This window comes from Prauserella sp. PE36 (genome assembly GCF_003311655.1).
Taxonomy (GTDB): Bacteria; Actinomycetota; Actinomycetes; order Mycobacteriales; family Pseudonocardiaceae; genus Prauserella_A; species Prauserella_A endophytica.
Genome location: NZ_QEQT01000092.1, coordinates 181042 through 195441 on the forward strand (window position 1 = coordinate 181042; position 14400 = coordinate 195441).

Annotated in this window: 17 protein-coding genes; 7 read left to right on the forward strand and 10 right to left on the reverse strand. The window is 71.3% G+C overall.

All coding sequences use genetic code 11. The annotated features are described in order from the left end of the window. Positions 1-23: 23 nt before the first annotated feature. The 4 genes from DI005_RS29490 to DI005_RS29505 all read left to right on the forward strand — a co-directional run bounded on the left by DI005_RS29490 (position 24) and on the right by DI005_RS29505 (position 1621). Positions 24-278 (forward strand): hypothetical protein, encoded by a 255-nt coding sequence (locus tag DI005_RS29490; RefSeq protein WP_113644312.1) that lies wholly within the window; start codon positions 24-26, stop codon positions 276-278. A gap of 143 nt (positions 279-421) precedes the next feature. After that, positions 422-703: a hypothetical protein gene (locus DI005_RS29495; protein ID WP_233520363.1), complete on the forward strand. Its 282-nt coding sequence runs from the start codon at positions 422-424 to the stop codon at positions 701-703. 112 nt (positions 704-815) lie between these two features. Further along, the gene (locus DI005_RS29500; protein WP_113644314.1) at positions 816-1229 is read left to right on the forward strand and encodes a DddA-like double-stranded DNA deaminase toxin; all 414 of its coding nucleotides are present in this window, start codon (positions 816-818) and stop codon (positions 1227-1229) included. Continuing rightward, on the forward strand, positions 1226-1621 hold the full coding sequence (locus tag DI005_RS29505) for an Imm1 family immunity protein (RefSeq protein ID WP_113644315.1): 396 nt from the start codon (positions 1226-1228) through the stop codon (positions 1619-1621). Before DI005_RS29500 ends, DI005_RS29505 begins: the two co-directional genes overlap by 4 nt. 49 nt (positions 1622-1670) lie before the next feature. Here the strand turns inward: DI005_RS29505 and DI005_RS29510 are convergent, their stop codons facing one another. Then, complete coding sequence (locus tag DI005_RS29510) at positions 1671-1880, reverse strand: hypothetical protein (RefSeq protein ID WP_137093586.1); 210 nt, start codon at positions 1878-1880, stop codon at positions 1671-1673. A gap of 353 nt (positions 1881-2233) precedes the next feature. On the opposite strand from DI005_RS29510, the gene DI005_RS29515 reads away from it, so the two are divergent. The 3 genes from DI005_RS29515 (at position 2234) to DI005_RS29525 (ending at position 4193) form a co-directional block, all read left to right on the forward strand. Continuing rightward, entirely contained in the window at positions 2234-2587 is a 354-nt protein-coding gene (locus DI005_RS29515) for a helix-turn-helix transcriptional regulator (RefSeq protein ID WP_112269812.1), read from the forward strand. Further along, a complete protein-coding gene (locus tag DI005_RS29520) occupies positions 2584-3273 on the forward strand; it encodes a cation transporter (RefSeq protein ID WP_112269810.1) in 690 nt (229 codons plus the stop codon). Before DI005_RS29515 ends, DI005_RS29520 begins: the two co-directional genes overlap by 4 nt. 128 nt (positions 3274-3401) lie before the next feature. After that, positions 3402-4193 (forward strand): SAM-dependent methyltransferase, encoded by a 792-nt coding sequence (locus tag DI005_RS29525; protein WP_113644317.1) that lies wholly within the window; start codon positions 3402-3404, stop codon positions 4191-4193. A 2-nt stretch (positions 4194-4195) separates the two neighbouring features. Here DI005_RS29525 and DI005_RS29530 read toward each other — a convergent pair whose 3' ends face one another. From DI005_RS29530 to DI005_RS29570, 9 genes are all read right to left on the reverse strand, one after another. Further along, positions 4196-5377 carry a cytochrome P450 gene (locus DI005_RS29530; protein ID WP_113644318.1) on the reverse strand — a complete coding sequence of 394 codons (1182 nt, stop codon included), beginning with the start codon at positions 5375-5377 and terminating at the stop codon, positions 4196-4198. Positions 5378-5403: 26 nt separating this feature from the next. Next, complete coding sequence (locus DI005_RS29535) at positions 5404-6195, reverse strand: ABC transporter permease (protein ID WP_113644319.1); 792 nt, start codon at positions 6193-6195, stop codon at positions 5404-5406. Next, entirely contained in the window at positions 6192-7157 is a 966-nt protein-coding gene (locus DI005_RS29540; RefSeq protein WP_113644320.1) for an ATP-binding cassette domain-containing protein, read from the reverse strand. Before DI005_RS29540 ends, DI005_RS29535 begins: the two co-directional genes overlap by 4 nt. Positions 7158-7177: 20 nt before the next feature. Further along, the gene (locus tag DI005_RS29545) at positions 7178-8026 is read right to left on the reverse strand and encodes a DUF4097 family beta strand repeat-containing protein (protein ID WP_113644321.1); all 849 of its coding nucleotides are present in this window, start codon (positions 8024-8026) and stop codon (positions 7178-7180) included. Between the two features lie 76 nt (positions 8027-8102). Next, complete coding sequence (locus DI005_RS29550) at positions 8103-8621, reverse strand: Arc family DNA-binding protein (RefSeq protein ID WP_199543306.1); 519 nt, start codon at positions 8619-8621, stop codon at positions 8103-8105. Between the two features lie 154 nt (positions 8622-8775). After that, complete coding sequence (locus tag DI005_RS29555) at positions 8776-10029, reverse strand: NAD(P)/FAD-dependent oxidoreductase (RefSeq protein WP_112269798.1); 1254 nt, start codon at positions 10027-10029, stop codon at positions 8776-8778. Beyond that, the gene (locus DI005_RS29560; protein ID WP_113644322.1) at positions 10026-11450 is read right to left on the reverse strand and encodes an NAD(P)/FAD-dependent oxidoreductase; all 1425 of its coding nucleotides are present in this window, start codon (positions 11448-11450) and stop codon (positions 10026-10028) included. The genes DI005_RS29555 and DI005_RS29560 overlap by 4 nt, the downstream gene beginning before the upstream one ends. Continuing rightward, positions 11447-12880 carry an FGGY family carbohydrate kinase gene (locus tag DI005_RS29565; RefSeq protein WP_113644323.1) on the reverse strand — a complete coding sequence of 478 codons (1434 nt, stop codon included), beginning with the start codon at positions 12878-12880 and terminating at the stop codon, positions 11447-11449. Before DI005_RS29565 ends, DI005_RS29560 begins: the two co-directional genes overlap by 4 nt. Next, the gene (locus DI005_RS29570; RefSeq protein ID WP_113644324.1) at positions 12877-14400 is read right to left on the reverse strand and encodes an amino acid permease; all 1524 of its coding nucleotides are present in this window, start codon (positions 14398-14400) and stop codon (positions 12877-12879) included. Before DI005_RS29570 ends, DI005_RS29565 begins: the two co-directional genes overlap by 4 nt.

The window sequence follows — 14400 nt, forward strand, 5'->3', positions numbered from 1 at the left end:
GGGGGGGGGGGAGGCACGACTTGATGACCGGTCAGGAGCACGCTCGGCACACGGCGGCGCTGTCGCGGCTGGTGTTGTCCGGCTGGCGCGGCACGCCAGTGGGTGACCCGACCGAGCCAGCCGCGCTGGTCTACGTCCACGAGCGGGGCGGCGTCTCCGACGCCGTGGTGGTGCAGGGCTGTGACGAGGCCGTGGCCACCCGCGAAGTGCTGGGCCGCACCGTGCGCGCGGTGGACGGCCCGGCGGCCGAGGTCGTGCACGAGGTCCTGTCGTGGTAACCGGGTCCGTCGTCATCGGTGCCGTCGCTGTGTTGATGACGGCGTGGTGGTGGTTCACGGGTCACACCTACGGCGGCGCCCGTTTCGCGGCCTGGCGCCTCAACCGCCGCGACCGGCGTCACCCACACCGTTGAGCACACTCTATGGAGGTCGATTCACAAATGGCATCTCACGAGGAAACCCTGGCGCATCTCCAGCAGAGCGCGGACAACTGCCTCAACATCCACGGCGCTATCCAGAACGCCGTCCAGTTGTCCTCGGACTTGCTCGGCTCCTTGCAAGCCAGTCTGGGCAACTTCACCGCCTACACCGAGGTCGCCGGGTACTGCCAGTCGGTGTTGTCGCAATTGGAGGCCTCGGCGCAGGCGATGGAGCAGACCAAGCACGCCATTGACGGCCTGATGGCCCGATTTCACGGCGCCTAGCGGTGGCCCGGCGCCGACATCCCGCAGCGCGGCCGCCGCGGCCGCCCGGCCGCCCGTGCGGTCCCCGCACGGTGACCGCTACCCAGCGGGGGCCGCGTGGGGTGCGCACCTCATGGAGCGCTACTCACCACCGGGCAGCGGCGTGCCCGTGCGGGGGTTGGCGCGGGCGGCCGGACAGGACGCCACGGTGGAGTTCCGGCCGGGGCAGGAATACTGGGCAGCGAAAGCGACCGAGCGGGCGAAGGCGATCGGTGCACCGGCCGCGTTTTGGGAGGCGAACGTGACGCATCACGTCGAGTTCGAGACGGCCGTCTGGATGATCGAGTCCGGGCACCGCGAAGCCGAGGTGATCGTGAACCGGACGCCCTGCGGCTACCGCAGGGACCTGGAACCGTACCGGCACGCTGGTTGCCACCAGTTCCTCCAGGGCTTCCTACCCCAGGGGCACACCCTGCACGTCTACGGCACCGACGACCACGGCACGAAGACGTTCATCGCCAGCTACGAAGGGCAGAACCCCCAATGAAGGTCACCGAGACCGCCGAGGCGATCAAGACGCTGCGCGACCACGCCGCCGACCCGACCGCCGCGAGGCACAAGCTGCTCGTGCTGGAACGGGCGGACTGGACGACCGAGGACGACGTGTGGGGCACCCAGTCCGGTCCGAACCTGCACGTCTACGCCGGTCCCAACGTCGGCTTCCTCATCTGGGAGGGCCGCGACGACACCTTCATCACCACCGGCGGTACGAACATCGCGCCCGTCGAGTACGCCGTGGACGAATGGAAGACCCGCGCGTTCCCCGAGCGGATCGAGCTGCCGGTCGCCGAACTTGCCGAGGCGATGACCCGGTTCGCGCGCGAAGGTGAGCGGCCGGCCAATGTCGGATGGAAGCCACACGATCCGTCCGGACGCTAGGACCGCCTCCGTCGCGCTTGGCGGCGCCGCATTTTGCACCGCCCCGCCCTCATGACTGGCGCTCCCGGCTGACCGTCAGCCCGGCAATGAGGGCAACGAGCGCGGCACCGATGAGGAGGTAGGTGAACTCCTGCGGCGTCGAGAGAGCGCTGCTGCGCAGCGCCGGGTAGTCCAGGAACCCGGAAGGCGGGTCCGTGCGACTGAAAACGCTGCCGCATGGCATCCCTTGGGCGTCGTGATCAGCGTTGCCGATGGTCACGCCCACGATCCCGAGCACCACGGCCAGCGAGCAGCACTCTCCGCCTGCCGATGTAGTAGGGCATCCGGGTCCGTGGAATCCATCCGTCCGGCGCTCGACATGCCAACCGTCAGCGTCGCCATCTCGACGCGCGGCTTGCTCGTCGGCAGTGCCCGTGGCTCGTCCTCGCCGCCACAACCCACGAGGGCCGCGCCCGCCGATAGCAGCGCTGCGGCAACTGCTGCTCGCATCGTGGTTCCTCCGCTGCCGCACTGCAGCGATCAGCGTGCGGTGAGGGGACGCCCGACGATCCACCGCTAGTCGAATAGTTCAGCGCTTGCTGTCATATCAGCAACGGCTGTACTGTTCGCCCCATGCTGACGTGTGAGACCCGCGGTGCGGCGCTGGCCCGGCTGGGCCGCGCGCTGGCGGACCCGACCCGCTGCCGCATCCTGGTCGCCCTGCTGGACGGCGTGAGCTACCCCGGAAAGCTCGCCGAGTCACTGGGGCTGTCCCGCTCGAACGTGTCCAACCACCTGGCCTGCCTGCGCGGCTGCGGCCTGGTGGTGGCGGCCTACGAGGGCCGTCAGGTCCGCTACGAGCTGGCCGACCCGCACCTCGCGCGAGCACTGGGCGAGCTGGTGCACGTGGTGCTTGCCGTGGACACCGACAAGCCGTGCCTGGACGACGCCGAGCAGCCGGAGCCCGCATCGGGGGCGGCACGATGAGCGAGCCGCGCGAGCTGTCGCCGTCCCCGGCCGGAGTGGAGAGCTGCGGGGACACCTGTTGCGCCGAGGAGCCCGTGGCCACCGTGGTGTCGCCGGAGCGGCGGGCGGTTCTGTCGCGCCGGGTCCGGTGGTTCGTGGCCGCCACGATCACCTACAACGTCATCGAGGCGGTCGTCGCGATCACGGCCGGCACGGTGGCGTCGTCGACCGCGCTGATCGCCTTCGGCCTGGACTCGGTGATCGAGGTCGCGTCGGCGGCAGCCGTGGCCTGGCAGTTCTCCGGCAGTGACCCCGAGGCCCGCGAGCGCGCCGCGCTGAGGGTGATCGCGGTGTCGTTCTTCGCGCTCGCCACGTACGTCACGGTCGAGTCGGTGCGCGGGCTCCTCGGCGCGGACCCGGCCGAGCACTCCACGGTCGGGATCGTGCTGGCGACCGTGTCGCTGCTGATCATGCCGTTCCTGTCCTACGCCCAACGCAGGGCGGGCCGGGAGCTCGGCTCCGCGAGCGCCGTCGCCGACTCCAAGCAGACCCTGCTGTGCACCTACCTGTCCGGCGTGCTGCTGCTCGGGCTGCTCCTCAACAGCCTGCTCGGCTGGTCGTGGGCCGACCCGGTCGTCGCACTCGTGATCGCCGCCGTCGCGGTCAAGGAGGGCCGCGACGCCTGGCGCGGCCAACACTGCTGCTGAGCCGGTCCGGCGTCACGCCCGTCCTCGACCGGGGTGGTCGAGGGCGGGGGCGCGGCGGAAACGCATCCTCTTGCCGTCCGGCCGCCGAACTGGAACCGTGCAGGCAACCTCACCACCGGAGGCGGCGGATGGCTGAAGAGCGCACTCGAGCGACAGCGGCCGGGGTCTACGACTGGTGTCTCGGCGGTCACCACCATCTGCCATGCGACGCCGAGGCCGCCATCGCCGCGCAGCGAGCGTTCCCGCTCACCACCCGCACCGCGCGGTACAACCGGGACTTCCTGCAACGCGTGGTGCACTGGCTGGCCAAGCAGGGCGTGAGGCAGTACCTCGACATCGGGTCCGGCTATCCCACCGCGGGCAACGTCCACGAGATCGCGCAGGCCAGCCGGCCCGACAGCCGCGTGGTGTACGTCGACATCGATCCCGACACCGTCGCCGTCAGCAACGACATCCTGGCCGACGACCCGTGCTCCCTCTGCATCCAGGGCGACATCAGCGACCCCGACGCCGTGCTCGGCCATCCGGGGACGGGGCTGCTGGACTTCACCGAGCCCGTCGGGCTGCTGCTGGTCTCCGTGCTGCCGTTCGTGGAAGGAGACGTCGGACCCTTGCTGCGCCGCTACATCGGCGCACTCGCCCCGGGCAGCCACGTCGCGATCAGCCACATCACCGCGCCGGAGGGCGAGCACGCGCGCCTCAGGCTGGAGGCCGCGGAGCGCCAGTACAACACCAAGGTCCAGCAGCGGGTCAACGTCCGCGGCCGCGACGAGATCACCGCCCTGTTCGACGGCACAGAGCTCGTGCCGCCCGGCCTGGTCCGCGCCACGCACTGGCACCCGCCCCGGCCCGGCTACGTACCCGCTGACGACGACGAGGCCAGCGGCGTGCTCCTCGGCGGCGTCGGCCGCGTGCCCTGAGCTCAGCGGTCCCACGTCACCGGCAGCCGGTGCACACCATGGATGTTCGCGTTGCCCCGCATCGGCACCTCGGCCGGATCCACCGCGAGCCGCAACGTCGGGAACCGCTCCGCCAGTGCCGGGAACGCGACCCGCAGTTCCACCCGCGCCAGCTGCTGGCCGAGACACTGGTGCGCGCCGTGCCCGAACGCCAGGTGACCGCTCGCCTGCCTGCGCACGTCCAGCACGTCCGGGTCGGGGAACCGCGACGGGTCCCGGTCGGCCGCCTGCAGCGCCAGCGTGACCGACTCCCCCGCCCTGATCGTCTCGCCGGCGAGCTCCACGTCCTCCAGCGCGGCCCGTACCCCGGTGTGTCCGACCGTCAGGTACCGCAGGAGCTCCTCGACGGCGCGCTCGGGATCGTCGCGCAGCGCGGCGAACTGCGCCGGCTCGCACAGCAACGCGAACGTGCCGAGTGCGAGCATGCTCGCGGTGGTGTCGAGGCCCGCGCCGAGCAGGAACACGCCGATCCCGGCCAGTTCCCCGTCGGTGAGGTCGCTGCGGGTCAGGTCGCTCAGCACGTCGTCGGTGGGCGTGACCTGCTTGGCGATCACCAGCTCGTGCAGGTAGCCGTACAGGTCGTTGATCGCGGCGCCCTTCTCCTCGGCCGAGGAGTCCATGCTCACCAGCGTGGCGGTGTGCCGCTGGAAGAGCTCGTGGTCGGCGTAGGGCACTCCGAGCAGCTCGCAGATCAGCAGCGCGGGGACCGGCTGCGCGGACATCGCCACCAGATCCGCGGGCGGGCCGTGCTCGGCCAGCACGTCCAGCTGCCGCGCGGTCACCTCCTCCACCCGTGCGGTGAGCAGCCGCATGCGGCGCACGGTGAACCTGCCTGCCAGCAGCTTGCGGTAGCGCGTGTGTTCGGGCGGGTCGATACCGGTGAGGTCGCCGAGCGGCGCGGTGAACCCGTCCGGAATCTCCTGCTCGGGGAACGGGAAGTGCATCAGCTCGTAGCGTGAGCTGAACCGCGGGTCGGCGAGCACCGCGCGGACCACGTCGTAGCCGGTGGCGAGCCAGCCTTCGTGACCGTCCGGGTAGGACATCCGGCGCAGTGGGCGCTCGGCGCGCAACCCGGCGAGCTCGGCCGGTGGGTTGAAGGGCCGGCCCGCGGGTCTGGCGGTGGGCAGCGTCGTCGGCTCCTGCATGGTGTGCTCCTGACGTCGTCGGCGGGTCAGCGCCCGGCCCTGCGGTGGAACAGCGACTTCGCCCAGATGTAGCCGCCCAGCGCGATCGCGAGCGACCAGCCGACGGCCAGCGCGGCGCTGCCGCCGTCCACCGGGGTGCCGAGCAGGAGTGCGCGCAGCGTGTCGATCACCGGGGTGAAGGGCTGGTAGTCGGCGAACACGCGGAGCCAGGCCGGCATTGAGTCGGTGGGCACGAACCCGCTGCCGAGGAACGGCAGCAGCGTCAGCACCATGGGCAGGTTGCTCGCCGTCTCGACGCTCTTCGACACCAGGCCGAGCGCGACCGACAGCCACGTCAGCGCCACGGTGAACAGCACGATCAGCCCAGCCGCGGCGAGCCAGCCGCCCACGTCCGCCGAGGGCCGGAACCCGGCCGCCATGGCGACGGCCAGCACCACGACGAGCCCCACCGCGGTCTGGATCAGCGTGCCCAGCACGTGTCCGGTGAGCACCGAGGCGCGGCTGATCGCCATCGTCCGGAACCGCGCCATGATGCCCTCCGTCGCGTCCATCGCGACCGAGACCGCGGTGCCGAGCGCGACGCTGGCGACGGTGATCGTCAGGATGCCGGGCACCACGAACGCGAGGTAGTCCGCGCGCCCACCGCTCGGGCCGAGCCCGGCGCCCAGCGTGCCGCCGAAGACATAGACGAACAGCAGCAGGAAGAGGATCGGCTGCCCCAGCAGCATGAGGGTCATCGACGGATAGCGCAGCATGCGGCGCAGGCTGCGGCGCAGCATCGTGACGGAGTCACGGGCGGGCAGGGCGAGCGTGGTCACGAGGCGGCCTCCTTGGCCGGTTCGGGGGCGGTGGCGTGCCCGGTGAGGATGAGGAAGACGTCGTCGAGGTCGGGGGTGTGCACGGTCAGCTCCGCGACGTCGACGGCGGCGTGGTCGAGGCGGTCCAGCACGGCGCGCAGGGCGCCGACGCTGCCGTCGGTGGGCACCTGGAGCGTGAGCGACTCCTCGTCACGAACGGGCTCGCCGAGTGCCGAGGCCGCGAGCGCGAGGCCACGGGCATCGGGGAAGCTCAGCCTCAGGTGCCCGCCGGGCACGAGCCGTTTGAGCTCGTCGGCGGTGCCCTCGGCGACCAGCTTTCCGTGGTCCAGCACGGCGATCCGGTCGGCGAGCTGGTCGGCCTCCTCGAGGTACTGGGTGGTGAGGAAGAGGGTGACGCCGCGCGCGGCCAGGTCGCGGATGATGTCCCACATCGTGCGGCGGCTGCGCGGGTCGAGCCCGGTGGTGGGCTCGTCGAGGAAGATCACCGACGGGTCGCCGACCAGAGTCATCGCGAGGTCGAGCTTGCGGCGCATGCCGCCGGAGTAGGTGGCGGGCGTCTTGCCCGCCACCGCGGTCAGGTCGAACCGCTCGAGGAGTTCGTCCGCGCGGCGGCGACCCTCGTCACGGCGCAGGTGGTGCAGGTCGGCCATCAGCAGGAGGTTCTCCCGGCCGGTGAGCAGGTTGTCGATGGCGGAGAACTGGCCGGTGACGCCGATCGCGCGGCGGACACCGTCCGCGTCGCGGGCGAGGTCGTGCCCCGCTACCCGCGCGGTGCCGGAGTCGGCGGCGAGCAGGGTCGAGAGGATGTTGACGGTGGTGGTCTTGCCGGCCCCGTTGGGGCCGAGGAGGGAGAAGATGGCGCCCGGCTCGACGGTCAGGTCGACGCCGTCGAGCACCACCTTGTCCCCGAACGACTTGCGCAGCCCGGTGGTGACGATGGCGGGCTGGTTCGACGAACGCATGATTGTTGTCCTTTCCGGACTCAACTGCGGCGGATGATGATGTCGCCCATCGATGTGCGGGCGCGCACCTCGATCGACTCGTTGTCGGGCCCCGGCCCGTCCGTGCTCGGGTCGAGCTCGCTGTCGACGCGGCCGAACGCGGTCTTCACGTCGAGCCACGCCGGCGTGCCCGCCTTGATGCCCACGTCGACGTTGCCCATCGACGTCTCCAGCGCGAGCGGACCACCGGCGGCCTGACCGAGACCGATGGCGCCGTTCGCGGTGCGGGCGTCCACGCCGTCGGCGGAGGCACCGACGGAGATGTCGCCGTTCGCGTTGCGCACGCGGAGCTTGCCGGTGACCGTGCCGATCTCGCAGTCACCGTTGGAGTTCTTGACCACGCCGGTGCCGTTGAGCTCGCCGATGCGGAGCTTGCCGGAGCCGGTGGAGACCTCGGCGCGGCCGTCGATCCGGTCGACGGAGACGTTGCCAGCGGAGGTGTTCAGCTCCAAGGGACCTGTGTGGTCGAGGTGGACGTGCCCGGCGGCGGTCTTGAACCGGCAGTCGGCGAGCCGTCCGGTCCCACGCAGGTCGGCCATCGCCGCGTCGGCGTGCACGCGGGAGCCCGAGGGCAGCTCGATGGTCACGTCGACCGAGCGGCTCTTCTTGGAGAAGTCCAGCGGCCGGTTCTTCGGCGCCCGCACGAGCAGGTTCCCGCCGGAGAACTCGACGCGGGTCTGCTCGGCGGCCCGCACGTCGGACTCGTCGGACTCGTCGGTGGGCCGGACCCGCACCACGGTGTCGGCGCGGTCGCTCGCCTCGATCCGCAGGTCGCCGACCACCAGCTCGATGGTCGCCGAGATCGGTTCCGGGGTGTCGAAAGTGGGCATGACAAAGCCTCCTGGGGTACTTGCGTGTCGTCGTCCCCGCCTGCCGGGGACGGTGCAGGTGGTGAAGCGGTATGGGTTAGCGAACCCAGCCGGTGATGTGCTGCGCGGAGCGGGGCCCGCGCCGTCGGGTGTCCGCTGTGGACCGAGGCGCCTGCAGGGCCGCGGTGGCCGCCTGGACGAGCCAGGCGTTCACCGAGCGTCCCTGCTGTGCCGCCGCCTCCTCGATGCGGGCCTTCAGCGGCTCGGGCATCCGGACGTTGATCCGGGACATCGCCCCGTCCTCGGTGTCCGGCACCGGCGGCACGGCGGGCTCGGGTTCCGGTGTCTCGATGCGCTCCGCGGGCTGGTCGGCGGGCGGGAGCGTGACGGCGAAGCTCGGGTCACCACCGCGCAGCCGCACCTCCACGGAGCCGGGCGCGAGGTCGCGGGTGATCTCGTCCGCCGCGGCCGACAGTGCGTCGAGCAGGGTCAGCCGGATCGCCGACTCCAGCGGGGCGCTCAGCCGCTCGGCGAGCGCGCGGGCCTCGGGCCCTCCCGCCTCGGCGGCCACGGCCAATTCGTCGCGGACGGTGCTCACATACGACCTCAAGTCCATGGCACCACTATGGCACATCGATGGTGCCATGGCAACACAGTAAGGTGCCATTGCAGGTCAAGAGCAGGGTTCACCAGGCAAAATAGCCTGGCACCAGATGGCAGCACCTGGTGCCAGGCAGGTGGGATACCGGACTCCTGCCGGACGCTTGGGGCTACCCCAGCGAGATCCGGAGCTCTCCACCGTCCGGCCTGGCGGCGTCCAGGAGCTCGCCGGGGATACGGAACACACGTCCTGGCGCCGCGGGCCAGGGCACCCGGCGCCGTGCGATCACCTCGCCGGCCTGGCGGACGGTCACGCGCGGGAACGGCCGGTAGGTGTCGGTCCACGCGAGCAGCCTGCCGCGAGTCGGCCCGCGCCCGCTTGGAGTGTGCACCATGGGCGACACCCAGCGCAGCGGCTCGTCCGCCACGATCCGCAGGCCCCCTGACTCGCCGGCACGGCCCGCGAGGTGCTCGAGCACGCTGGTGGCGACCTGGACCCCGTCGAGTGCCGCGACGTCCGCGGTGTCCACCGGGTGCACCACGTTGCCCGCGGCGAAGAGGCCGGGCCGGGCGGTGCGGAGCTCGCTGTCGACCACGGGTCCGCACGTACCACCGTCCAGCGGAAGTCCCGCCGCGCGAACCAGTTCGTTGTCGGGAATCCAGTCGCCGGTGAACACCACGGTGTCGCACTCGACGACGTCGCGCGAGCCGCTGTCGAGGTCCTCGATCTCCACTGCCTCGACCCGGCCCCTGCCGATGATCCGCGCTACGCGGGTCCGGGTGCGGACTGGGACCCGCAGGCCGAGCCTGCCGGGAACGGTGAACGCCGCGTAGGCCTCGGGCCTGCGGTGCTCGCTGGTCATGAGCACAGTGCGGCAGCCACCATGGCGCAGGGTCAGCACCGCCGACCAGCTCACCAGCTCGCTGCCGACGATCACCGCCCGCTTGCCGACCTCGCGGTGGTGCAGGTGGACGAGGTTCTGCAGCATGCCTGTGGTGTAGACGCCGTCCGGGCGGTCACCCGGGATCATCCGCGCCGTGCGCGGACGTTCCCGCGCGCCGGTGGCCAGCACGATCGCCTTGGCGTGTACCTCAGCCAGTCCTTCGGGCGTGGTCACCTCGAGTCCACCGTCGCCGGTCCAGCCGGTGACCATCGCGTCAGTCCGGATCACCGCGCCCGCGGCCTCCGCCGAGCGCACCAGGCGCCGGGCGTAGTTCGGTCCATTGAGGACCCGGTGCAGGTCGCGGATACCGAACCCGGTGTGGTCGCAATGCCGGGGAATGCCACCGGCCTCGTGCTCGCGCTCGAGCACCAGCACGTCCCCAGTCACACTCGGCGCCAGCTCGCTGGCGGCGCGCAGACCGGCCGGTCCCCCACCGACGATGGCCACCTCGGGGGTGAGTCGCGTGCGGGGTGTGCTCATCGTTGTTGCCCCTCTCCGTGCGGCGGTGCGTCCCCCAGCATTCCGGTCACGGTGGCGCCGCAGTAGAAGCCCTGGCAGCGGCCGTTCATCGCGCGGGTGCGCCGCCGCAACCCGTCCAGGTCGTGTGGCGGAATGGTGGAGTTCAGCGCGTCCCGGATCTCGCCTCGCGTCACCCGTTCGCAGAAGCAGACCACCGTCCCGTAGGCCGGATCCCGCGCGATGCGCTCGGCGTCCGCGTACGGCCGTGGCCGAGCCTCTCCGATGTTCGGCATGCGCGGCGGCTCCGGCAGGTCGTCGCGCTCGTGCAGGCTCAGCCCGGCCTTGCCGAGGAGATCCACGAGGTACTCGGCGACCGCCATGCTGGAGGTCAGCCCCGTCGATCGGATTCCACCCGCGACGGCGTACCGCTGCGCGGCATCGACCTCGATCGTGTAGTCGCCGACGTCGCTGGCGGCCCGCAGGCCCGCGTAGGTCGCGGTGACCTCCTCCCGCAGCAGGGACGGCATGATGCGCCTGCCCTTGTCCAGCAGGAAGGCGTAGCCGCTCTCGGTGGTGGCGGTGTCGCGGCGGTCGGTCATGTCCTCGGCGGTGGGCCCCAGCATGACGTTGCCGTAGATCGTCGGACTGATGAGCACACCCTTGCCCAGTTTGGACGGAACCGGCAGCACGATCCGGTCGACGAGTGGCCTGGCCTGTTTGTCGTACACGAACAGTTCTCCGCGCCGGGGATGCAGGTGGAACCGGTCGTGCCCGAACCGGGCGTCGATCACGTCGCCGCCGAGCCCGGCCGCGTTGACCACCCACCGCGCGCGCACGTCGCCCACGCTCGTGTGCAGGACGGTGTCGCCGCCGCCGACGGTCACCGACTCGACGCGGTGCCCGCGCAGCAGCCGCGTTCCCCTGTGCACGGCGTCCGTGGCCAGTGCGAGCGTGGTGGTCCACGTGCAGATGATCGACTCGCCGGGCACGGTGAGCCCGCCGAGCGCGCCGGGACCGAGTGCCGGTACCTGCGCGTACACCTCGCCGGGGCCGACGATCTCGGTCTCGTGGTACCCGTTGCGCTCCGCCTTGCGCTGCAGCTCCGGCAGCGCGTCCAGCTGCTCCTCGTCCCAGGCGACCAGGAGCGCCCCGGTCGGCTCGTACGGAATACCGGTGCGGTCGGCGTAGTCCCTGAGCAGGTGGTAGCCCTCGGCAACGAGCCGGGACTCCAACGTTCCCGGTGAGGCGTCGAAACCGGTGTGCAGGATCGCGGTGTTGGCCTTGCTGGTCCCGTCGCCGACGTCGTCGCGTGCGTCGAGCAGCGCGACGTCGAGCTCGTGCCCGGAGAGCAGCCGCGCGATCGCGGAACCGACCACGCCCGCGCCGATCACGGCCACGTCGACGACGGTGGTGCCCGGTGGGGTACCGAGCGATGAAGTCATCTCTTCTCCTTCTGGATCACGGCGGAGTCGACCGCCGAGCGCCACCGAGCCCGGAACTCCGCCGCGGCACCAGGGTCGAGGGCAGGGGTGAACGTCGCCGCCGGGGCCCAGTCGACGATCGCGTCGGCGAGGGAGAGCCGGGGATCCACGGAGAGGCGCGCGAACGCGGCCGCGCCGAGCGCGGTGGCGTGCGCCGAGGGGTACACGTCGACCTTGGCGCCGGTCAGGTCCGCGACCGACTGCATGAGCACGCGGCTGCGGGTAAGACCGCCGTCGACGCGCAGCCGCGGCAGCGGCTGGCCGATGTCGCGGGCCACGCAGTCGACGAGCTCGGCGACCTGGGCCGCGATGCCGTCGAGGACCGCCCTGACGACATGACCGGCCGATGTGGACAGTGTCATCCCGGTGAGCGCCGCCGACGCCGTCGGCTCCCACCACGGGGCCGAGAGCCCGGCGAGCGCGGGCACGCACAACACGCCGTCGGCATCGGCGGCGGCGACGCGGTCCAGCTCGTCCGGGCCGCCCAGCAGGCCGAGGTCCTGTAGCCAGCGCACGGCCGAGGCGGCGGCGGGGACCTGCCCGTCGACGCAGTAGACCGTGTCCCCCCGCGCCCGCCACGCGACAGACGCCGCCAGGCCAGCGCTGGAGCGGGCAGCCCGCTCACCCAGGTTGGCGAGCAGGAACGCCCCGGTGCCGAACGTGCATTTCGCCTCGCCGGGGGCGAGGCACCGCTGCGCCAGGAGAGCCGCCTGTTGGTCGACCACCAGACCCCCGACCGGGATGGATGCGCCGAACGCCTTCGTTTTCCCCACGATCTCGTCGCAGCCCGCGATCCGCGGCAGCTCCTCGCCCGCGAGCCCGAACAGCTGCAGCAGCTCGTCGTCCCACGTCACCGTGTCGAGGTCGAGGAGCAGCGAGCGAGACGCCGTGGAGGCGTCGGTGACGAGCTCGCCCGTGAGCTGGTGCACCAGCCACGCGTCCGAGGTGGTCACGATCCCTTCGGTGGTCAGCTCATCGCGGATCCACCGCATCTTGGGTGCCGAGAAGTACGGGTCCAGCACCAGCCCGGTCCGCCGGGCCACCAGGTCGGACGAGGTGGCCAGGCGGGTACAGACCGGAGCCGAGCGCCGGTCCTGCCAGACGATCGCCGGGGTGAGCGGACGCCCGGTGCCGGGATCCCAGGCGAGCACGGTCTCGCCCTGGTTGGCGAGGGTGACACAACCGACGGGCACTCCCGCCTCGGCGACCGCACGCCGCCCCGACTCCACAACGGACTCGAGCAGGGCGTGCGGGTCGATCTCCACGCCACCACCCGAGAGATAGCGCGGCCGCACGGGCAGCTCAGCCACGCTCAACACCCGGTCGTCGCCGTCGACGACCATCGCCTTGGTGCCCGAGGTGCCCTGGTCGACGGCTAGCACGGCGGTCATGACCCGCCCCCGGCCGGAACACTCCGCGGATCGTGATCGAGGGTCTTGTCGATGTCGTGCATGTCCGGCATGGACAGTCCGGACACCCCACGGCGGACGAGGAGGTAGCCGAGGTAGGCCGCGCCGATCGCGAACATCACCAGCACGTACAGCCAGGGTTCGGCAAACGACGCGTCGCGGAAGATCAGCAGTTCGTAGGCCAGCCACACGACCGAGACGACGAGCACCGGAGCTTCCCAGCGTCCGAGCCGGAAGCCCTTCGAGGGCGGCAGGGTACGGCGCTTGACGAGGTAGAGCGCGACTGTCGCCGCATAGATCAGCGCGGGCAGCAACGTCGCCGCGGCGAACAGCGAGAACAGCGCCTGCGTGGAGGTAGCGAACAGCGCCAGCACCACCTGGCTGACCACGAGAAGGAACACCGAGGCGTTCAGTGGCGTGCCCGTGGAGGGGTTGACGCGGCTCAGCAGGCGCCATGCCGGGAACCGCCTGTCACGCGCCATCGCCCACACGAGCCGGGCGCCGCTGAGCGAGATCACCAGGCCGCACGAGAAGATCGAGATCACGACGAGGACCAGCAGTCCCTTGCCGACGTAGGACCCGAGGACCCGCGCGATGACGTCCGCGACCGGGGTGTCCGACCGCGCGAGCGCCGCCGGGTCTCCTGCCAGCGCGGTCACCGCGATCAGGAACAACATGCCGAGCACGCCGAGGCCCACGACGGCCTGTGCCATCGCCTTGGGCACCACGCGCGCCGGATCACGCGTCTCCTCGGCGAGGTTCGCCGCCGCCTCGAAGCCGACGATGGTGAACGCACCCATCAGGAAGCCGAGCGACCACGGCCCGGCGCTGGTGAGACCGCCGGGCGCGAAGTAGCCCTCGCTCGGCACGTCGCCGGTGCTGAACAGCGTGCCGAAGTCGAGCACGCCCGTCGCCGCGCCGACCACGAACAGCAGCACGGTGAGCAGGACCATGCCGACGAGCTGCATGGTCACCGCGACGTTGTTGACGCGCTGGGTCGCCCGGGTCGACAGCGCGACGAGCACGGCCTGCAGGAGCAGCACGCCCGCCGTGATGACCCACGCGTTCGCGCTCGTGCCCTGGTACTGGAAGAGCACCGGCAGGATCGTCGAGGCGATCGTGTAGTCGACCGCGACGACCACGACCGCGAGGAACGTGAAGGAGACCCAGCCCATGATCCAGCCGAGCACCGGGTTCGCCAGCCGGGAGATCCACTGGTAGGCGTACCCGCTGACGGGGATTCGCGCGGCCAGCGCGCCGAACACCAATGCCACGCACAGCTGTCCGACGACCACGACCGGCCACGTCCAGATGCCCAGCGGACCGGACGAGTTCAGCACCGACCCGTAGGCGGTGAAGATGCCGGTCGCGATGGAGACGAAGCCGAAGGCCACGGCGAAGGACGTGTACCAACCCAGCTCTCGCTTCATCTGTTGCGAGTAGCCGAACTCCGACACCCCGTCACCGGTACCGCCGGCACTCCCTCGTGCCGCCTGACTCAT